This is a genomic window from Novosphingobium fluoreni (assembly GCF_014196615.1).
Classification (GTDB): domain Bacteria; phylum Pseudomonadota; class Alphaproteobacteria; order Sphingomonadales; family Sphingomonadaceae; genus Novosphingobium; species Novosphingobium fluoreni.
Genome location: NZ_JACIDY010000003.1, coordinates 201,259 through 220,009 on the forward strand (window position 1 = coordinate 201,259; position 18,751 = coordinate 220,009).

Consider the following 18,751-nt stretch of genomic DNA (forward strand, 5'->3'; position numbering starts at 1 on the left):
GCCGCTCAACCACCCCGCAGCAGTTGCACACCCCAATCGCGTTCGAACAGATAGAGCAGCAGCCGGGCCGCTTCTCCTCGGGGACCGGACAGGCCGCCGTCGCGCTCGATCAGCAGCCGCGCGTCGTCATGCGCGATCGGCAGCAGTTTCTGGATCTGCTCCAGGGTCGCCACGCGAAACGGCGTGTCGCCTGACTGGCGCGTGCCGAGCAGTTCGCCGCCGCCGCGCAGTTCCAGGTCTTCCTCCGCCAGACGAAAGCCGTCCTGCGTCTCGCGCATCAAGGCCAGCCGCTTGCGACCGGTCTCCGAAAGCTCGGCACTGCGCAGCAGCAGGCAGACTGACTTTTCCGATCCGCGCCCCACGCGCCCGCGCAGCTGGTGCAACTGCGCGAGGCCAAAGCGCTCGGCCTGCTCGATCACCATCAGCGTGGCGTTGGGAACGTCCACGCCCACCTCGATCACCGTGGTCGCAACCAGCAGCTTGGCCGCGCCGGAGGAAAACCGCTCCATCGCGGCGTCCTTCTGTTCGGGCCGGAGCTGTCCGTGAACCAGCACGACGTCATCCCCGAATCGCACCTTCAGTGCTGCAAAGCGCGCCTCGGCGGCGGCGAGATCGTCACCCTCGCTTTCGCGCACCATCGGGCAGACCCAGTAGGCCTGGCCGCCTCCTTCCAGATGGCGAGCAAGCGCTCCGGCCACATCGTCCATCCGGTCGATCGCGATGACGCGGGTGTCAATCGCCTGTCGTCCCGGCGGCAGTTCGTCGAGGCGCGAGACGTCCATCTCGCCATATTGCGCCAATGTCAGCGTGCGCGGGATCGGCGTTGCGGTCATCGCCAGGAAGTGCGGGGCACGCCGCCCCTTGCGCGCCAGCAGCAGGCGCTGGCTGACGCCGAAGCGATGCTGCTCGTCGATCACCGCCAGCGCCAGGTTCTTGTAGGCCACCGCTTCCTGAAAGATCGCATGGGTGCCGACCAGAATGTCGATCGAACCGTCCAGCAGCCCCATCAAGATCGATTCGCGGGCACGGCCTTTGTCCCGCCCGGTCAGCAGGGCGATCTCCACCCCGGTGCCCTGCACCATGCGCATCAGCGTTTCGTGATGCTGGCGCGCGAGGATCTCGGTCGGCGCAAGCATGGCCGCCTGCGCGCCGGCCTCCACCGCGATCAGCATGGCGTTGAGCGCCACCACCGTCTTGCCCGAGCCGACATCACCCTGCAGCAGCCGCAGCATCGGCGCGGATTGCGCCAGATCGCCCTGGATCTCCGCGATCGAGCGTTGCTGTGCCCCGGTCAGCGCGAAAGGCAGGTTCAGCTTGGATCGCAAGCGCCCGTCACCCACCAGCGCCAGCCCCTTCTGCGTCCGGTTGCTGGCGCGCACCAGCATCAGCGCCAGACCGTTGGCCAGCAGTTCGTCATAGGCCAGCCGATCACGCGCCAGGGGATTGGGGCCGCGATGCGCGAGTTCCAGCGCCTCGCGCCAGGCCGGCCAGCCCATCCGCTCTACCAGGCCCGGCTCGCACCACTCCGGCAAGTCCGGCACCGGCTTCAGCGCCTGGCCGACCAGCCCCGTTATCCGGCCCAGCGTCATCCCTTCCGACAGACCATAGACCGGCTCGCGCACTTGCCCTGCCAAGGCAGAGGCTGCTTCGGCGATATGGTCTGGGTGGACCATCTGCAGCATCTGGCCATACTGGTCGAGCCGCCCGGCGATCCACCGTTTCTCCCCCACCGGCAGCGCTTTCTTGGCGGCATAGGAGGCGCGGCCGAAATAGCTGATCGCGCAAACGTTGCCGCGCGCATCTTCCGCCAGCACGCGGAATGGCCCCCGTCCCGTGGACGATCGATGCTCTCGCACCGTCAGCGCGACGATGATGTTCTCCCCCACCGTGGCCTTATCCAGATCGGCAACGGCATGCCGCTCCACGAAGCGCTCGGGCAGATGGTAGATCAGGTCACGCACGCGCGTGAGGCCCAGCTTCTCCAGCGGGCGCATCAGCTTGGGGCCGACGCCTTCCAGCGCCTGCGCATCGACGAACAGGGGATTGAGTGCCTCGGGCCGCATGGCGCGCCTTCTAGCCCGCTAACGGACCGTTTCGCCAGTCGCCTCGGAACAGCCCGGTGTGGAGGATCGTTGCGGCTGCACGTTTGTCATAGAAGAGGAGAAGCCATGTCGCTGCCCAAGGGAACCGCCATCGCCGTTGTCGACGGAACCAAGTTCGAGCTTTACCGCAACACCGGCACCGAAGCAGAACCCAAGCTGGGCGCGGTCGAGACGCCGGAACTGGAACTGACCAACTTCAGCGCCGGCGCACGGATCAACGATGGCGGCGCAAGGCATTCGGCCCGGACCGGAGACGGCAGCAACGATTCGGTGGATGAAAGCGCGCACGCCATCGCCGTGGCGGATTGGTTGAACCACCAGGTGCTGACCAACAAGATCGAAAGCCTTGTCATCATCGCAGATCCCAAATCGTTGGGAGAGATGCGCAAGCGCTATCACAAGCAACTGGAAGCCGTCCTGAAAAAGGAACTGTCCAAGACGCTGACCGGGCGCCCGGCGGCCGACATCATGAAGGCGCTGGAAGACTGAACCGCGTGCGTCGCTCCGGGGTTCTCTCGGCGCGACGCGCATGTGCTGCCTCCTCGTCCCCTTGTCCCTCCCCGCAGGTTGGCTTACCTCGCACCCCATGTCTTCACCGAACCCCGGCCCTGAGCTTCCGCCCCGCCTCGCCCGCATCCGCTTCCGCGCCTGGCACCGTGGCACGCGGGAGGCGGACTACATGATCGGCTGCTTCTTCGATCGCTTCCACCACGATTGGTCGGAGAAAGACGTGCTGTGGTTCGAGGATCTGCTGGAAGAGGACGACGTCCACGTCATGGCCTGGGCGCTCAAGACCGAGCCGGTGCCGGAACGCTACGCCGGCCCCTTGATGGAGCGGATGCAGCAACTGGACTACGTTGATATTCCCAGGTGAGCTCATCGGGCTGACTTAGCCGAGCCAGCTTGCCAACCAGAACACTTGCCGAACGCAGCCCTCCCGCTTATCGGGTCGGCGCATGCCCCGCCCTCGCCGATTTCCCAGCACTCATGCCTGATATCCAACGCATCCTCACCGCGTCCGCGCCGCTGACCCTGTCCTCCGTGGTGCGCGGGGCGCAGCCGTTGGTCATGGCGGACCTCGCGCGGGCGGCGGCATCCAAGGGCAAGGGTGGCCGCGCCGTCTTCGTCGCGACGGCCGAGGCGGAGATGCGCGCGGTGGCCGAAGCCGCCTCGTTCTTCGCGCCCGAGTTGGACGTGATCGAGTTCCCCGCGTGGGACTGCCTGCCTTACGACCGCGCCAGCCCCGCCCTGTCGGTCAGCGCGCGTCGGTTGTCGGCGCTGCATCGCTTGCAAGCAAAGCGCGAGGGGCCGCAGCTCCTCGTCACCACCGTCAATGCCCTGCTGCAACGGGTGCTGACGCCGTTCCGCATCCGCGAATCCGTGCGGCTGCTGATGCCGGGGCTGGAGATCGGGCATGAAAGCCTGATCGGCCTGCTGCGCCGCCAGGGCTATCAGCGCACCGACACCGCGATCGACGCGGGCGAGTTCGCGGTGCGCGGCTCAATCTTCGATATCGTGCCCTCGGGGCTTGATGCGGGCCTGAGGCTCGACTTCTTCGGCGATGAGCTGGAAACGCTCCGCCTGTTCGACACGTCCACCCAGCGATCGACGGGTCCGATCGACGGCCACCTGCTGCTCCCCGCCAGCGAAGCGCTGATGGATGAGGACACGGTGAAGCGTTTCCGTGCCCGCTATCGCGAAAAGTTCGGCGCGAACGCCACGGCTGATCCGCTCTACATGGCGGTCAGCGAAGGCCGCCGCCTTGCCGGCATGGAACACTGGCTGCCGCTGTTCGAAGACAAGCTGGTAACGCTGTTCGATCACCTCTCGAAAGACGATGTGGTGGTGTTCGACAGCGCTGCCCAAAGCGCGGGCGAAGAACGGCTGAAGGACATCGAGGACTATCACAAGTCCCGCCTCGATACCTCGGGCCAGAAGGCGGGCAGCTATCGCCCGCTGGCGCCGGACACGCTTTACCTTACTTCCGCCGAGTACGAGGATTGCGCCGCGAAATGGCCGGTCCACCGCGCCGATCCCTTCGCGCAGCCCGAAAGCACCAAGGTGCTGGATTTCGGTTTCAGCAACGCCCGCGATTTCGCCCCCGAACGCGCGCGGGGTGACAACGCCTACGAAGCCGCCGCCAAACACCTCCACGCTATCGCCAAGTCGGGCAAGAAGGCGCTGTTGGCCGCCTATTCCGCCGGCAGCCGCGCGCGGATAGCCTCGATCTTGGGCGAAGCCATGGCGCCGGAACCGGCGATGGCGGGCAACTGGCAGGATGCGCTGGGCAAGGCGAGCAAAAGCCGCCCCGCCGCGCTGGTGTTGCCGCTGGAAACCGGCTTCGCGAACGACGAACTGGAGATCATCACCGAGCAGGATATCCTGGGTGACCGGCTGGTCCGCCGCAAGAAGAAGAAAAAGGATTCCGACGCCTTCCTCGCCGAACTGGCGGCGCTGACGCCCGGCGACTTCGTGGTCCACATGGATCATGGGATCGGCCGCTACGAGGGGCTGCAGTCGATCCCGGTGGGCAAGAGCCCGCACGACTGCGTGATGCTCACCTACGCAGGCGGCGACAAGCTCTACATCCCGGTCGAGAATCTGGACGTGCTTTCGCGCTACGGTTCGGAAAGCGACGGCGTCGCGCTGGACAAGCTGGGCGGCGAAGGCTGGCAACGGCGCAAGGCCCGCCTCAAGGAACGCATTCGCGAAATCGCGGGCGAATTGATGAAGACCGCCGCCGAGCGTGCGCTGCGCCATGCTCCTGTGTTCGAAGTGGAAAGCTCTTCCTTCAACCAGTTCGTCGATCGCTTCCCCTGGCAGGAGACCGACGATCAGGAACGCGCGATCGAGGACGTGCTGGGCGACCTTTCCGAAGGCAAACCGATGGACCGCCTGGTCTGCGGCGACGTTGGCTTCGGCAAGACCGAAGTCGCCTTGCGTGCCGCATTCGTGGCGGCGATGGCCGGGCATCAGGTGGCGGTTGTCGCGCCAACGACGCTGCTGGCGCGCCAGCACTATACCGGCTTTTCGGATCGCTTCGGCGGCTTCCCGCTCAACGTCGGCCGCCTCTCCCGCCTCGTCACCGACAAGGAGGCGCGCCTTACGCGTGAAGGGCTGGCGAACGGCACCGTCGATGTCGTGGTGGGCACCCATGCGCTGCTGTCGAAGTCGGTCACGTTCAAGAACCTGGGTCTCGTCATCGTCGATGAGGAGCAGCGCTTTGGCGTCACCCACAAGGAAAAGCTGAAGCAGTTGCGCAGCGATGTGCACATGCTGACGCTTACCGCCACGCCGATCCCGCGCACGCTGCAAATGGCGATGAGCGGCCTGCGCGAACTTTCCACCATCCAGACCCCGCCGGTCGACCGCCTTGCGGTGCGGACCTACGTGATGGAATGGGACGACATGGTGATGCGCGAGGCGCTGCTGCGCGAACATCATCGCGGCGGGCAGAGCTTCATCGTCGTGCCGCGCATTTCGGACATGGCCGAGGTCGAGGAATGGCTCGCCAAGCATGTACCCGAAATCAAGCCGATCGCCGCCCACGGGCAGATGAGCCCCACCGAGGTCGAGGAACGCATGAGTGCGTTCTATGAGGGCAAGTACGAGGTGCTGCTCTCCACCACCATCGTCGAGAGCGGGCTGGATATTCCGCGCGCCAACACGATCATCATTCACCGCGCCGACCGCTTCGGCCTGGCCCAGCTCTATCAGTTGCGCGGCCGTGTGGGCCGATCGAAGCTGCGGGCCTATGCCTACCTGACGACGCCGGCCAATCGCGCCTTGTCCGAGGTCGCGGAAAAGCGGCTCAAGGTGCTGGGTGATCTGGACAGCCTGGGTGCAGGATTCCAGCTGGCCAGCCACGATCTCGACATTCGCGGCGCGGGTAACCTGCTGGGCGACGAACAATCTGGCCATATCCGCGAAGTCGGCTTCGAGCTCTACCAGTCGATGCTGGAGGACGCGATCCTAATGGCGCGCGCGGGTGGTGCGGCGCTGGAGAAGAGCAACGCCGGACTTTCACCGCAAATCACGGTCGATGCGCCGATCCTGATCCCGGAAGATTACGTGCCGGATCTCGCCGTGCGCATGGCGCTTTACCGACGCCTCAACGATGCCGACAGCACGGCCGAGATCGAGTCGATGTCGGCGGAAATGATCGACCGTTTCGGCCCGCTGCCCGATCCCACCGCCAATCTCGTCCGCCTGATCGAGATCAAGCGCCAGGCGATCGACGCGCATATCGCCAAGATCGACGTCGGCGCGCGTGGCTCGCTGGTCAGCTTCCACAACGATGCCTTCCCCAACCCCGCCGGCCTGATTGCCTATGCCGAGCGGCTGGAAGGCACGATCAAGCTGCGCCCGGACAACAAGCTGGTGATCACGCGCGTCTGGGGCGATCCCAAGGCGCGGCTGAACGGGCTGTACCAACTGACCAAGGGCCTGAGCCAGATCGCGCGCAAGGCGGCGTAGGGGCCCGCGCGCCCCATTCCCACGCCTCGTAGCGGGCAGCAAACGTCGCCCCGCCTAAGCTTACCCAATCGCAAGCATTCCTCCTTAAACCCTGCGCGCATGGCCACGCTTGCCCCCCGCACCAGAGACAGCATCGCTCCCGCCCGCCGGTCCTTCGCGCTTTCCACCCCCGCCGCCATTGCGATCATCGCCGTGACGACGCTGCTGTTCCGCCTCGGCAGCCTGTTTCCGGAACAGATTGACTGGGACGAGTGGAGCTTCATCCTGATGGGGGCGGACGTGGCGCACGGGCACTTGCCGTTCGCTCACCAGTTCGACCTGAAGCCACCGCTGATCTTCTTCCTGTTCGGCGGCGTGATCGCGCTGTTCGGTAAGAGCTTGCTGGCGATCCGACTGCTCGGCACGGCCTGCGTCATCGCCGCCGCCAGCCTTGTGTACGTCACCTGCCGCCGCCCTGCCGGAAGATGGCCAGCCTTGGCCGGGGCCGTGATCTGCGCCGTGCTGGCCTCCGCACCGTTCGGCCTCTCGACCAGTTCGGAATTGCCGGCGATCGTGTTCCTGAGCGGGGCGGCGTGGTGTCTTTCCCGCTCTCCGGTTTCGATGCGCGATGCCGCTATCGCCGGTCTGCTGATCGCGCTGGCAGTGCTGACGCGCACCAACCTGGCGCTTGTCGCTCTCGTGGTGGGTCTTGCCCTTCTCGCCGCCGCCATGCTGGCCCCGACCCATGTCGCGCGCCGCTCCTGGCTGGCCTATGGCGTGGCGGGCGCGATCCCGCCGCTGCTGCTGGCCTTGATCTACGCCGCCGCCGGGGAGCTGGCGACATTGAAGCTGGCGATGATCGACGTTCCGCTGGCTTACTCGGGCCAGCTGGGCATGGGCGAAGTCGCGCGCGAACATGCGATGCAGTCCTACTACACCGCCCAGCGCGCACCGCTGCTGTACGGCCCTCCCTTGCTGCTGGCGCTGGTCGGCCTCGGGGGTACGCTATCGGCCCTGCTGCGTCGGGAGGGGCGATGGGCGGACGTGATGTTCCTGACCCTGGCCGCCGCGACGACCGGCTCGCTGCTGATCGGCGGCGCGGCTTACCCGCATTACTGGCTGCAATTGATGCCGTTCCTCGGCATCTTCGTAGCCCTCGGCGTCAGCGCGCTGACCAGATGGACCGCTGCCTTGCGATGGGCCGTGCTGGCGCTTGTCGCCCTGCCCGCGGCGGTATCGATCGCCGCTGCGCTACCCGAGGCCCATTCCCCGCCGCGCCCGATAGCTCAAGCCGCCGGCTACATCCGCCAGACCGGCGGCGCGAACCCGACGATCTGGGCCTGGCACAAGCACCTGATCCACTGGTATCTCGATGCGCCGCAGCTCTCGCGCGCCGGGGTCCATCCGGACAATCTGGCGCGCCGCGCGATCATCGATACCCTGGCGCGCCATCGCTACGTAGGGCCGGACGAGGTCGGACGATTGATGGCGCTACGTCCGCAATTCGTGATCACCGATGCGGGCGGCAAGGGTCTCGGCTGGATGCGCGCGGATGGCCGGCCGGCGGACGCGTGGCTTGCGGCGAACTATCGGCTGGGCCGCCAATTCGGTGACGTTCTTGTCTACCGCCGCCGCTGACGCGTCAGGCCGAGACGGCCACCAGCTTGGCAAACATCTCCGCGCTCATCGGCTGGGCGCGGATGAAGCCTTGGTAGTAAGCGCAGCCTTCCGCCGCCACGCGGGCGCGCTGCGCCTCGCTCTCGATCCCTTCGGCGATCACTTCGAGGTCCAGCGCCTTGGCCATGGCGACGATCGCGCGCAGCACCGCCCTGTCGCGCCGATCGCGCCCGATACCGTCCACCATGGAACGGTCGAGCTTGAGATAATGCAACGGCAGCAGCTTCAGGTACCGGAAGTTGCAGAACCCCGCGCCGAAATCATCGAGCGCCATGCGGATACCGTTGGCCACGAATTCCGCCATGATCTGCGCGGCCAGGCCGATGTCGGTGATGAGCGCCTGCTCCGTCACTTCCAGGGTCAGCCGGTTGGGCGGAAACGCCGTCGCCCGCAAGGTGTCCAGCAGCTGGCCCGCATAGCTGCCGAAAGCCAGGTCCGCTGCCGTCACATTCAGCGAAAGGCGCAAGTTGGCCGGCCAGTGGCCCGCCTGGTTCAGCGCCTTGCGTGCGATATGCTGGGATAGCGGCGTGATGTGATCGGTGCGTTCGGCAATGGCGAACAGCGCGCTCGCGCCGATGCGCCCCAGCTCCGGATGATTCCACCGCGCCAGCGCCTCCGCGCCGACCAGTCGATCGTCCGTCAGGCTGAATTGCGGCTGATAGAGCACCTCGATCTCGTCCCGCTCGATCGCGGCGAGAAGATCGGCCTCCAATTGCGCCGACGAACGGCCCGGCGGTGTCGCCTCGCCGTTGGCCCACACGAATCGCGCCCCTTGCTTCAAGGTGGCCTGGCTGAGCGACTGGCCCAACCGGTCCAGCATCAGCTCGATCGTTTCGCTGGTCAGCATCCGGATCAGCGCCACTCGAGGTGACAGGCGCAGCACACCCGAAGGCAGCGCGATAGGACGCGAGACGACCTCCGCCAGTTCATCGGCTACAAGTTGCCAACGCTCACGGCTGCAGGGCTCGGCCGCCAGCAGCAGGAACGAGCCGCCTCCGGCACGGGCGACGAGCCAGCGGCCTTCCAGTTCGCCGGCGGCGAAATTGTTCATCCGGGTGGCGACTTCTTCCAGCGCTTCGTCCCCGGCCGCCTCGCCATAGGCCAGGTTCACCGCGTCGAACCGGCGCAGGCCCACCAGCATCGCGTGAAGGTGCGTGCTGCCTTCCTCGATCCCTTCGGTCGCCATCCACTCGGTAATGCGGCTTTGCGCGCTGTCTAGCCCGGTGGCACGATCGCGCGTCGCAGGTTCTCCGGCGTTGCTCAAGCCCGGCTCCCCGTTGGAGGACGGGGGCGCTGGAGCCGCCATATCTGCCTGTCGATAACCGCGCATCCTGATTGCCATAGCGCGAAAGCCCTTGCCAAACACGCGCAAATTGGACAGCCAATCTGTCGCCTGGCGGGACAACACGCGTCGGCGGTGAGGATATAGCGACGCGTGCAAACCAAGCTGGCCCTGATCGTCTCCGATACGCCCCAGGCGCAGGCCGGGGTGGAAGCCCTGCGCAGCTCTCACGATTGGGTTGCCCCGGCAGAGGCCGACGTGCTGGTCGTGGTGGGCGGAGACGGCTTCCTGCTCCATGTCCTTCATGAGATGCTCGATTGGGACCATGTGCTGCCCTGCTACGGCATGAACCTGGGCACCGTGGGCTTTCTTATGAATAGCCAGCAGGATGACGGTCGCTCGATCGCCCAGCGCGTGGCCGAAGCGCATTCCGTATCCGTCCGCCCGATCGAGATGCATGCGGTGGACAAGCACGGGCAGGAATTCTGCTACTACGCCATCAACGAAGTCTCTCTGCTGCGCGAAACCCGGCAGACGGCGAAGCTGGAAGTGCGCGTGAACGGCAAGGTGCGCATGGAGGAACTGGCGGGGGACGGCATCATGGTGGCGACGCCTGCCGGCTCTACCGCGTACAACCTTTCCGCTGGTGGGCCGATCCTGCCGCTGGGCTCTCGCATGCTGGCGCTGACCCCGCTCAGCCCCTTTCGCCCGCGTCGGTGGAAAGGGGCGATCTTGCCCGAAAGCGCCGAAGTGGAATTCCGCATTCGCGAGCCGGAGAAACGCCCCGTCGCCGCCGTGGCTGACCAAAAAGAAGTACGCGAAGTGCGCAGCGTGCGGATCGTCGCCAGCCAGGTCAAGGAACTGACCCTGCTGTTCGACCCCGGCGCCAGCCTGGAAGAACGCATCTTCGCCGAGCAATTCGAGGTTTGAAACCTCTTATACCGGCAATGTCACCGACCATGCGAAAACGCGCCAATCCCGCTTGCCAAACGAATCCATGCTGGTATACGCGCACCCCTGCCCGACGGTGGAGACACTGACGGGCTGCTCCCCGATAGCTCAGCGGTAGAGCATTCGACTGTTAATCGAATGGCCGTAGGTTCGAATCCTACTCGGGGAGCCAAACACATCCCACCACCTGGATGACTTGCGAAACGCGTTCGGGCGTTGCGCTTCTGCGTAATCGAGGCGTCTGATCCGCCACATGCGCCTTGATCCGTATCGCACGGGCTGACTATAAGAATTTCCGGAGGAGACGGCCCTCACCCGCTGACCGCGCTGCTGCGTGACGGGGCAAAAACCCGGGACGGCCCGGCAACTGCCAAGGGAGGCTGTTGTGGCCTGGTTCTATCTGATTGTCGCGGGTTTGCTGGAAGTCGTCTGGGCTTACGCGATGAAGCTGTCCGACGGTTTTTCGCGGCCCGTCCCCTCCGCCATCACCATAGGCGCGATGATCGCCAGTTTCACCCTGCTGGCGCTGGCGATGCGCAGCTTGCCGCTGGGCACGGCCTATACGATCTGGACGGGAATAGGCGCTGTCGGCGCGTTCGCTCTGGGCGTCATCGCCCTGGGCGAGCAAGCGAGCCTGGCGCGGTTGCTCGCCGCAGCGCTCATCTTGTCCGGATTGGTGCTGATGAAGCTATCCTCGCCGGGTTGACGCCTGCCGGGCAATCAGTCCTTGGGCTTCACCGTCACCCAGATATCGACCGGGGCGACGAATTTGCCGGGGGCAGGCTTGCCCACGTCGATGCGTTCTGCGGTGACAAGCTCGCCCGTCTCAAGGTTGAAGCTGATCCAGGGCTTGGGCATCCGCCCGAACGTCATCTTCTGGAGAGGGCGACCGGTGACGGTGTTCATGATGGTGGCGACAATGCTCATGCCGCTGCCGATAGCGATGCGTGGTCGCGCCTGTCCACGCAGCGTATCGGGATATCGACAGGCGCCTGCCGGGTTCAATCGCCGCGGCGGGATTCGCGGATGGCCGTGGCGACAAGGACACTGGTCGAAAGCAGAATGCCGCTCACCATCGCCCCGATGCTGAGCAGGCCGATCGGCGTCAACTCAACCGTCGCGCGAACCTTCACGAACTTTCCCACCCGGACGAGCGAGCGAGCGACCTGACGTTCGGACAAAGCCTTCATGCCCTTAGAACCCTGCTACAAAACACTTGTTTCCGGCCAATTTTGCGTATGTTTTGCGCATAATTACGGGTCTTCCCGTAGGTGGCAAATCAACGTATCGTCCCTTCGATGGAACGGTATACAACTATATCCCTCATCAACGCCGATGTACGGCGGCGGGCGGAGATCGGGCGAGGGTTGGCCGGCATCCGCTTTCATGTCGAACCGTACGAAAGCGTCGCCGAGTTTCGCGCGCAGGGCAATGTGCAGACGCTGATCATCGCGCGTGATGAAGACTCTAGCCTGGCCGACCTGCTGGACGATATGCGGGTGCGGGATTACTGGGCCCCCGCGCTGGGATACGGGCCGACGTTAGAGCCGGTGCGATGCAGCCACTTCATGCTGCGGGGCCTGGCGGGATACCTGCCCGACCCGTTCGACCGGTACGACATCGAAGCGCTGCTGGATGGCGCGGCCACGGAATTGACCGCGCTGATCGACTTGCGCGCTGGCGCTGCCGACGCCCGGCGCCGGATCCGCACCTTGACCAAGCGCGAAGGGCAAGTGCTGGAACGACTGCATTCGGGCCTGACAAACCGCGAAATCGCCGAGGCGCTGGACATCAGCCCGCGCACCGTGGAAATCCACCGCGCCAACATGCTGAAAAAGATGGACGCCAAATCCGCGTTGTCGGCCATCCGCATGAGCGTGCAAGCCAAGCTTATGCTCTAGGGCGTCTCACCCCGGAAGGACGGCGGCTTACTGCCCGTCCAGGAAGCGGATCATCGCCGAGAAATCGCGCTGCCCTTCGCCGCGATTGGCCAGCATCTGGTAAAGCGCCTCTGCCGCGTTGCCCATGGGCACGCTGGCTCCCACTTGCGCGGCAGCTTCACTGGCCAGCTTCAGGTCCTTGAGCATCAACGCTACCGCGAAACCGCCCTGGTAATCGTTGTCGGCCGGAGATTGCGGACCGACGCCGGGCAGCGGGCAATAGCTCGTCATCGACCAGCTCTGCCCCGAAGATACGCTGGAGATGTCGTAAAAGGTCTGCGGGTCCAGCCCCAGCTTACCGGCCATGGCAAAAGCCTCGCACGTGGCGACCATCGTCGCGCCCAGCAGCATGTTGTTGCATATCTTCGCGGCCTGCCCAGTGCCCGCGGGACCGGCGTGGATCACCGCCTTGCCCATGGCGGAAAGGATCGGCTGTGCCCGGGCAAACGCCTCGTCGCTGCCACCGACCATGAAGGTCAGCGACCCGGCAGCGGCGGCTGCGATCCCGCCCGAAACCGGCGCGTCCACCATTGCGAACCCGGCGGCGCCCGCCGCTTCGGAAACCCGGCGCGCGGTGGCGACATCGATGGTGGAGCAATCCAGCAGCAACGCGCCCGCGCTGGCAGCGCCGAAAACCGCGTCATTATAAACCGCTTCCACGTGCTTGCCTGCCGGCAACATGGTGACGACCGCGTCGGCTCCGGCAACCGCATCCTCGACAGTGGCTGCGATCGTCGCGCCGTTCTCACCCGCCTTGGCGAGTGCCGCCTGGGACAAGTCGAACGCGCGCACGGCGAAGCCATTCTTCACCAGGTTGGCGGCCATGCCGCCGCCCATGTTGCCCAAACCGATGAATGCGACTGTGCCGACCATTGCCTTGCCTCTCGTTTATTTTTGTACGCGATCAGTCGCGCAGCATGTCTCGCGCCACGATCATGCGCATGACCTGATTGGTACCCTCCAGGATCGAGTGCACGCGCAGGTCACGCCAGAACCGCTCGATCGGATAGTCCATCAGGTAACCGTAGCCACCGTGAAGCTGCAGCGCGCGATCGACCACGGACGAGCCGGTGTCGGTGGCCAAGCGCTTTGCCATCGCGGCAAAACGCGTCTTGTCCGGCGCGCCGGCCGTCACCTTGGCGGCGGCGGCGTAAAGCAGCGCCCGCGCGGCTTCCAGCTCGGTCAGCATGTCCGCCAGCATGAATTGCGTGTTCTGGAAATCCGCGATGCTCTGTCCGAACTGCTTGCGCTCCTTGGTGTAGCGCACGGTTTCGTCGATGCAGCGCTGCGCCCCGCCCAGCGAGCACGCCCCGATGTTCAGCCGCCCACCGTCCAGCCCGGACATGGCGATGCTGAAGCCCTGGCCTTCCTGCCCCAGCAGGTTTTCCACCGGAACGCGCACTTCGTCGAAGTTGACTTGCGCGGTGGGCTGCGAGTGCCAGCCCAGCTTGCGCTCCCGCGCGCCGAAGCTGACGCCGGGCATGTCCTTTTCGATCACGACGCAGCTGATGCCCTTGGGACCGTCCGCGCCGGTTCGCACCATCACGACGTAGACATCGTTCTCACCGCCGCCGGAGATGAACTGCTTTGAGCCCGAGACGACGTAATGGTCGCCATCACGCACCGCCCGCGTCTTCAGCGCCGCCGCGTCAGAACCGGAGCCTGCCTCGGTCAGGCAATAGGATCCCAGCACCTCCATCGGCACCATGCCGGGCAGGTATTTTTCCTTCACCGCCTGCCCGCCGTAAGTGTCGATCATCCAGCTGGCCATGTTGTGGATCGAGATGAAGGCGCTGGTGGAAGGGCAGCCATAGGCCATCGCTTCCATGATCAAGGCCGCCTCCATCCGCCCCAGGCCAATCCCGCCCCACTCCTCGGACACGTAGATGCTGCCGAAGCCCAGTTCTCCTGCGGCCCGAATCGTATCGCGGGGGAAGATGTGCTTTTCGTCCCACTCCGCCGCGTTCGGGGTGATCGCATCGGCGGTAAAACGCCGGGCAAGGTCCTGAATTTCACGCTGATCGGAAGTGAGATCGAATTGGCTCATGTTTTCAACCCATTGTCGGAATGACGAAGGCACTGTCGGCGCTGGCGCCGCCATCCGGCCAGCGCTGGGTCACGGTTTTCACCTTGGTCCAGAACTTCACGCCTTCCATGCCGTGCTGGTTCGTATCGCCAAACGCAGAACGCTTCCACCCGCCGAAGGTGTGATAGGCCACCGGCACCGGGATCGGGACATTGATGCCCACCATGCCGACATTGACCCGCGCCGCAAACTCACGCGCGGCATGGCCGTTGCGGGTAAACAGGGCGACGCCATTGCCGTATTGATGCTGGCTGGGCAGCTCCAGCGCTTCCTCGAAGGTTTCCGCGCGCACGATCTGTAGGACCGGGCCGAAGATTTCCTCCTGGTAGGTGCGCATCTTCGTGGTCACGCGGTCGAATAAGCTGGGCCCGATGAAGAAGCCCTGCTCATGCCCCTGCAGCATAAAGCCTCGTCCGTCGATCACCAGTTCCGCGCCTTCATCGACGCCCATCTGGATGTAGCTTTCCACCTTGGCCTTGTGCGCGGCGTTCACCACCGGACCATAGTGCGCCTCCGAATCGGTGGAGACGCCGACGCGCAAGGCATGGATCGCCGGGATCAGCTTCTCGCGCAGGGCGATGGCGGTCTTTTCACCCACCGGCACCACGACGGGCAGCGCCATGCACCGCTCACCCGCAGAGCCGAAGGCCGCACCGGCCAGGTCGCTGACCACCTGGTCAAGATCGGCGTCAGGCATGACGATGCCGTGGTTCTTCGCGCCACCCATCGCCTGGACGCGCTTGCCGGCATCGACGCCGCGCTTGTAAACGTAGTGCGCGATGTCGGACGAACCGACGAAGCTGACCGCCGCAATATCGGGGTGATCGAGGATCGCGTCCACCATCTCCTTGTCGCCCTGCACCACTTGCAGGATGCCTTCCGGAAGCCCCGCTTCCTGGAACAATTCCGCCAGGCGGACAGGGACCGAGGGGTCGCGCTCGGACGGCTTCAGGATGAAAGCGTTGCCGGTGGCGATCGCCACGCCGGACATCCACAGCGGGATCATCGCCGGGAAGTTGAAGGGTGTGATGCCCACGCCGATGCCGAGCGGCTGGCGGAACGAATAGACGTCGATCCCCGGCCCTGCGCCCTGGGTGAACTCACCCTTCAGCACGTGCGGGATGCCGCAGCAGAATTCGATGACCTCAAGCCCGCGCTGGATGTCGCCCTTGGCGTCGGCGATGACCTTGCCATGCTCGGAACTGAGCATGTGCGCCAGTTCGTCCATGTGCTGTTCGACCAGCGCCTTGAAATTGAACATCACGCGCGCCCGGCGCTGCGGGTTGACGGCCGCCCAGGCGGGCTGCGCCTGCTTCGCGGCCTGAACCGCCGCGTCCAGCAAGGCCTTGTCGCCCAGTGTCACGCGCGCCTGCACGGTGCCGTTGTTGGGATCGAACACGTCGCTAAATCGTGTCGTTGCCTGGGCGTTTTCAAACGCCAGCTTATGAGTGATCTCGCGCATTCAGGCCTCTCATCTTATGGTGCCGATCACCATGGGCCTGTGCGATCTTGCAATCAATATCGCATCGCTGCAGGACTGCTCTGCAATTTTGCAGAGCGACGAGTTCAAGGCACGATGTTCGACTGGGACGATCTGCGCGTGTTCCTGGCGGTGGCGCGAAATCGGCGGATCGGCCCTGCCGCCCGCGCGCTGGGCATAGACGCCACCACGATCGCCCGCCGCCTGCAGCGTCTGGAAGCGGCGCTGGACAGCCAGTTGTTCGAGCAAGTCGGCGCGGATCGCATCCTGACACTGCGCGGGTCGGCGTTGCTGGCCCATGCCGAGAGCGTAGAGGGCGCCACGCTGGAGGCGCTGGCCGATGTGAAGGGAGAGCGGCACAGCCTGCACGGGCATGTCCGGCTCTCGGTGGCGGAAGGGTTTGGTACCTACATACTGGCCCCGGCCCTCCCCGCCTTTCATGCGGCGCATCCCGGCATCCGGCTGGACGTGATCACTGCCTCAGGCTTCCTGAACCCTTCCAAACGCGAGGCGGATATGGCGGTGATGCTGGCCCGCCCTCAACGCGGCGACTTGCACGTGCAGAAGCTGGGTGACTATCGCCTGCGGCTCTACGCATCCCGCAGCTATCTCGCCACGCGCGGGGAGCCGCAGGATCGGGCGGCGCTGAAAGACCATGCGCTGGTCGGCTATGTGCCCGACTTCCTGTTCTCGCCCGAACTGGATTATCTGGACGAGGTTCACGCCGGCCTGGAAGCGTCGCTGCGGTCCAGTAGTATCGGCATTCAACGCCGGCTCGTCATCGACGGTGGGGGATTGGGTATCCTGCCCGACTTCATGGTGGCGGACGCGGATGACCTGGTTGTCGTGCTGCCTGGTGATGTGGTCATCACGCGCAGCTTCTGGCTGGTTACGCACAGCAACCTGAGGAAACTGGCGCGGATCGCGGCGGTGTCGAACTTGTTGCGCACTTGCGCGGAGGGGCTTGGCGATCGAGCCTAGGCGGCAAGTCCGCTGGCGATGGTCAGAAAGCCCAGTCCAAGAGACAGCGGTGTGCGCAGACGCATCCACCACGCCGGGGCCAGTTGCGCCGCCACCAGCTTGCGATCGACCGCCAGGCTAAGGACGATGGCGGCACCCAGCACGATCAAGGAGGGGCCCGGCCATTCCAGCCCGGTCGCCCAGGGAATCGCCGTCACCAGGGCGATCAGCGAGGGCGCGATGGCCGCATACCAGACCCAACAGGGCGCACGGTCGGGCCGCGCCGCCGCCAGGCCCCACCACAGTCCGCCCAGGAAGCTGAAGATCAACGCAGCATAAGCGTAGGCGAGAGACAAAGCGGCAAAGCGCCAGGCGATCCAGCCCATCAGCAGGACCAGCAGCGCCGCCGCCTGCGGGGCCAGCCCCAGGAAGCCCAGGATACGCGCGTTCCGGGGCATTGTCCGCTGATCGCCACTATATTGCTTTGCCATGGTCCACCCGGTTGCCACTCTGCGCATCTCGGCCTTGAACGTCCAGGCCATCACCCTGTTGCCGGCACCATCGGGCATAGCCCCCAGCGGATCGTCAATCAGCCCGAAAGACGCGCCAACAGCCGGGTCAGTTCGGGCTGGCTGGTCGTTTCGGTCTTGGCGAAGATGCTGGCCAATTGCGTGCGCACGGTGGAATAGGCGATGCCCAGCCGCTCCGCCGTGCGCCGCAAGGCAAAGTCCTCATCCAGCAGTGTCTGAGCCAGCCGGGCTTCCGCCGGAGTCAGGTTCCAAAGGTTACCCAGTTGCCGTGACATATCGGCGGCGGCGGCATCGCGATCCACCACGCGGACCAGGATATCCCTTGCCCGGGCACCGAACGCGTGAGTTTGCGAGACGGCGCTGATGGTGACGGCGAGGGGCCGGCGATCATCGCCATGCGGAATCAGCATGGCTTCCTCGTCCGGACCGGTCGGCAAGGAGACACGCCAGACCGCCTCACGCCATGGCGTCCGGCAGCGGCTATCTTGCGGAAGCAATTCGCCCTGCAAGACGCGAAAGCCCTGCCCCGATTCCACCATTGCCTGGCCTGCGGGCGACATGCCCTTCACCCAGCCCGCACCGTTCAGCAGCATCACCGCGCCGCGATGACTACCCAGGTCCGCCTTACGGCCAGCCACCCGCCAGGCACGCGCCATATGCCCGAAAAGCATCTCGAACCTGGCGCGATCGTCTTCGGCATGAGGCTCATCGGGAGACCGGGAATGCACCGAGACCCCGAACATCATTCCGTCCCTCACATCGAACCGGGCCGTCCAATGCGAATTTCCCAGATAATGCCGGTTCCATTTAACGTGGGGATGAGCGGCGTGTTGATCGCGGTCGATCTGATGATCGGTGGCGAAGAGACCGCCTTGGGGGCATTTGTTGGCGAAATGTGCGGTGGGATCGGTGGCGAACGCGCCGGCCGCATACTCGGCAAGGCCATCCAACCGGCGGCTTGTCATATCACCCGCGAACAAGGGCTGGATCGGGGAGTTCGGACGGTGCGCACTCAGCACCATGAAGTGCGAGTTGGTCACCCGCATCACCTCATCAAGGACAAGCCCATGGTCCTCTGGCGACAGGATCGAATCGTAGACCCGGTCCACGATGCGCAACAATGCCTCGTCCTGCATCGCCAAGTATCTGATTCCCGCCCATTCCCCTTACCGCGCCTTAGCAATGCGCGGGCCAGTGTCCAGAACGGGTTGGGCAGCTTCCCTCCGCCATGGCGAAAAGAGGGCCCGGAACCTTGGCTCCGAGCCCTAGGAGAAGGTCGGCTAAGCCG

17 protein-coding genes and 1 tRNA gene are annotated in these 18,751 nt (G+C 65.2%); 9 read left to right on the plus strand and 9 right to left on the minus strand.

The window, feature by feature from the left end; genetic code table 11:
- Positions 1-5: 5 nt before the first annotated feature.
- The gene (gene recG / locus GGR39_RS08120; protein WP_183616670.1) at positions 6-2,063 is read right to left on the minus strand and encodes an ATP-dependent DNA helicase RecG; all 2,058 of its coding nucleotides are present in this window, start codon (positions 2,061-2,063) and stop codon (positions 6-8) included.
- A 105-nt stretch (positions 2,064-2,168) separates the two neighbouring features.
- On the opposite strand from recG, the gene GGR39_RS08125 reads away from it, so the two are divergent.
- The 4 genes from GGR39_RS08125 to GGR39_RS08140 all read left to right on the plus strand — a co-directional run bounded on the left by GGR39_RS08125 (position 2,169) and on the right by GGR39_RS08140 (position 8,195).
- Complete coding sequence (locus tag GGR39_RS08125; protein ID WP_183616671.1) at positions 2,169-2,591, plus strand: host attachment protein; 423 nt, start codon at positions 2,169-2,171, stop codon at positions 2,589-2,591.
- A 97-nt stretch (positions 2,592-2,688) separates the two neighbouring features.
- Positions 2,689-2,976, plus strand: a complete 288-nt coding sequence (locus GGR39_RS08130; RefSeq protein ID WP_183616672.1) for an FAD assembly factor SdhE — start codon at positions 2,689-2,691, stop codon at positions 2,974-2,976.
- A 113-nt stretch (positions 2,977-3,089) separates the two neighbouring features.
- Positions 3,090-6,578, plus strand: a complete 3,489-nt coding sequence (mfd, locus tag GGR39_RS08135) for a transcription-repair coupling factor (RefSeq protein WP_058737614.1) — start codon at positions 3,090-3,092, stop codon at positions 6,576-6,578.
- A gap of 99 nt (positions 6,579-6,677) precedes the next feature.
- Positions 6,678-8,195 carry a glycosyltransferase family 39 protein gene (locus GGR39_RS08140; protein WP_183616673.1) on the plus strand — a complete coding sequence of 506 codons (1,518 nt, stop codon included), beginning with the start codon at positions 6,678-6,680 and terminating at the stop codon, positions 8,193-8,195.
- A gap of 4 nt (positions 8,196-8,199) precedes the next feature.
- Here the strand turns inward: GGR39_RS08140 and GGR39_RS08145 are convergent, their stop codons facing one another.
- A complete protein-coding gene (locus GGR39_RS08145) occupies positions 8,200-9,498 on the minus strand; it encodes a GGDEF domain-containing phosphodiesterase (RefSeq protein ID WP_246388483.1) in 1,299 nt (432 codons plus the stop codon).
- A 171-nt stretch (positions 9,499-9,669) separates the two neighbouring features.
- Between GGR39_RS08145 and GGR39_RS08150 the strand changes: the two genes are divergently transcribed.
- From GGR39_RS08150 to sugE, 3 genes are all read left to right on the plus strand, one after another.
- Entirely contained in the window at positions 9,670-10,446 is a 777-nt protein-coding gene (locus tag GGR39_RS08150) for an NAD kinase (protein WP_183616675.1), read from the plus strand.
- A 118-nt stretch (positions 10,447-10,564) separates the two neighbouring features.
- Positions 10,565-10,639 (plus strand) — tRNA-Asn (locus tag GGR39_RS08155).
- Positions 10,640-10,852: 213 nt separating this feature from the next.
- Positions 10,853-11,173, plus strand: coding sequence for a quaternary ammonium compound efflux SMR transporter SugE (sugE, locus tag GGR39_RS08160; protein WP_183616676.1), 321 nt, complete (start codon positions 10,853-10,855; stop codon positions 11,171-11,173).
- 14 nt (positions 11,174-11,187) lie between these two features.
- Here the strand turns inward: sugE and GGR39_RS08165 are convergent, their stop codons facing one another.
- Both GGR39_RS08165 and GGR39_RS08170 read right to left on the minus strand, forming a co-directional pair.
- Positions 11,188-11,394 carry a hypothetical protein gene (locus GGR39_RS08165; RefSeq protein ID WP_183616677.1) on the minus strand — a complete coding sequence of 69 codons (207 nt, stop codon included), beginning with the start codon at positions 11,392-11,394 and terminating at the stop codon, positions 11,188-11,190.
- Between the two features lie 74 nt (positions 11,395-11,468).
- Positions 11,469-11,657, minus strand: coding sequence for a hypothetical protein (locus GGR39_RS08170; RefSeq protein WP_183616678.1), 189 nt, complete (start codon positions 11,655-11,657; stop codon positions 11,469-11,471).
- A 108-nt stretch (positions 11,658-11,765) separates the two neighbouring features.
- On the opposite strand from GGR39_RS08170, the gene GGR39_RS08175 reads away from it, so the two are divergent.
- The gene (locus tag GGR39_RS08175; protein WP_183616679.1) at positions 11,766-12,368 is read left to right on the plus strand and encodes a response regulator transcription factor; all 603 of its coding nucleotides are present in this window, start codon (positions 11,766-11,768) and stop codon (positions 12,366-12,368) included.
- 27 nt (positions 12,369-12,395) lie between these two features.
- Here GGR39_RS08175 and mmsB read toward each other — a convergent pair whose 3' ends face one another.
- The 3 genes from mmsB to GGR39_RS08190 are packed head-to-tail and all read right to left on the minus strand — an operon-like array spanning position 12,396 to position 15,955.
- A complete protein-coding gene (gene mmsB / locus GGR39_RS08180; RefSeq protein ID WP_183616680.1) occupies positions 12,396-13,280 on the minus strand; it encodes a 3-hydroxyisobutyrate dehydrogenase in 885 nt (294 codons plus the stop codon).
- 31 nt (positions 13,281-13,311) lie between these two features.
- A complete protein-coding gene (locus tag GGR39_RS08185) occupies positions 13,312-14,454 on the minus strand; it encodes an acyl-CoA dehydrogenase family protein (RefSeq protein ID WP_183616681.1) in 1,143 nt (380 codons plus the stop codon).
- Positions 14,455-14,458: 4 nt separating this feature from the next.
- Positions 14,459-15,955 carry a CoA-acylating methylmalonate-semialdehyde dehydrogenase gene (locus GGR39_RS08190; protein ID WP_183616682.1) on the minus strand — a complete coding sequence of 499 codons (1,497 nt, stop codon included), beginning with the start codon at positions 15,953-15,955 and terminating at the stop codon, positions 14,459-14,461.
- Between the two features lie 114 nt (positions 15,956-16,069).
- On the opposite strand from GGR39_RS08190, the gene GGR39_RS08195 reads away from it, so the two are divergent.
- Positions 16,070-16,954 carry a LysR family transcriptional regulator gene (locus GGR39_RS08195; RefSeq protein WP_183616683.1) on the plus strand — a complete coding sequence of 295 codons (885 nt, stop codon included), beginning with the start codon at positions 16,070-16,072 and terminating at the stop codon, positions 16,952-16,954.
- Here the strand turns inward: GGR39_RS08195 and GGR39_RS08200 are convergent.
- Both GGR39_RS08200 and GGR39_RS08205 read right to left on the minus strand, forming a co-directional pair.
- Positions 16,951-17,502 carry a DUF3429 domain-containing protein gene (locus tag GGR39_RS08200; protein ID WP_246388492.1) on the minus strand — a complete coding sequence of 184 codons (552 nt, stop codon included), beginning with the start codon at positions 17,500-17,502 and terminating at the stop codon, positions 16,951-16,953. The two genes, GGR39_RS08195 and GGR39_RS08200, sit on opposite strands and share 4 nt — an antisense overlap.
- Positions 17,503-17,522: 20 nt before the next feature.
- Complete coding sequence (locus GGR39_RS08205) at positions 17,523-18,605, minus strand: helix-turn-helix transcriptional regulator (RefSeq protein ID WP_183616684.1); 1,083 nt, start codon at positions 18,603-18,605, stop codon at positions 17,523-17,525.
- Between the last annotated feature and the right edge of the window lie 146 nt (positions 18,606-18,751).

Bases quoted from the DNA above. Each gene is read 5' to 3' on its own strand.
- GGR39_RS08125 (WP_183616671.1), top strand. From the start codon at position 2,169: ATGTCGCTGCCCAAGGGAACCGCCATCGCCGTTGTCGACGGAACCAAG.
- GGR39_RS08140 (WP_183616673.1), top strand. From the start codon at position 6,678: ATGGCCACGCTTGCCCCCCGCACCAGAGACAGCATCGCTCCCGCCCGC.
- GGR39_RS08195 (WP_183616683.1), top strand. From the start codon at position 16,070: ATGTTCGACTGGGACGATCTGCGCGTGTTCCTGGCGGTGGCGCGAAAT.
- GGR39_RS08165 (WP_183616677.1), bottom strand. From the start codon at position 11,394: ATGAGCATTGTCGCCACCATCATGAACACCGTCACCGGTCGCCCTCTC.
- recG (WP_183616670.1), bottom strand. From the start codon at position 2,063: ATGCGGCCCGAGGCACTCAATCCCCTGTTCGTCGATGCGCAGGCGCTG.
- GGR39_RS08170 (WP_183616678.1), bottom strand. From the start codon at position 11,657: ATGAAGGCTTTGTCCGAACGTCAGGTCGCTCGCTCGCTCGTCCGGGTG.
- mfd (WP_058737614.1), top strand. From the start codon at position 3,090: ATGCCTGATATCCAACGCATCCTCACCGCGTCCGCGCCGCTGACCCTG.
- GGR39_RS08190 (WP_183616682.1), bottom strand. From the start codon at position 15,955: ATGCGCGAGATCACTCATAAGCTGGCGTTTGAAAACGCCCAGGCAACG.
- GGR39_RS08175 (WP_183616679.1), top strand. From the start codon at position 11,766: ATGGAACGGTATACAACTATATCCCTCATCAACGCCGATGTACGGCGG.
- GGR39_RS08200 (WP_246388492.1), bottom strand. From the start codon at position 17,502: ATGCCCGATGGTGCCGGCAACAGGGTGATGGCCTGGACGTTCAAGGCC.
- GGR39_RS08130 (WP_183616672.1), top strand. From the start codon at position 2,689: ATGTCTTCACCGAACCCCGGCCCTGAGCTTCCGCCCCGCCTCGCCCGC.
- mmsB (WP_183616680.1), bottom strand. From the start codon at position 13,280: ATGGTCGGCACAGTCGCATTCATCGGTTTGGGCAACATGGGCGGCGGC.
- GGR39_RS08185 (WP_183616681.1), bottom strand. From the start codon at position 14,454: ATGAGCCAATTCGATCTCACTTCCGATCAGCGTGAAATTCAGGACCTT.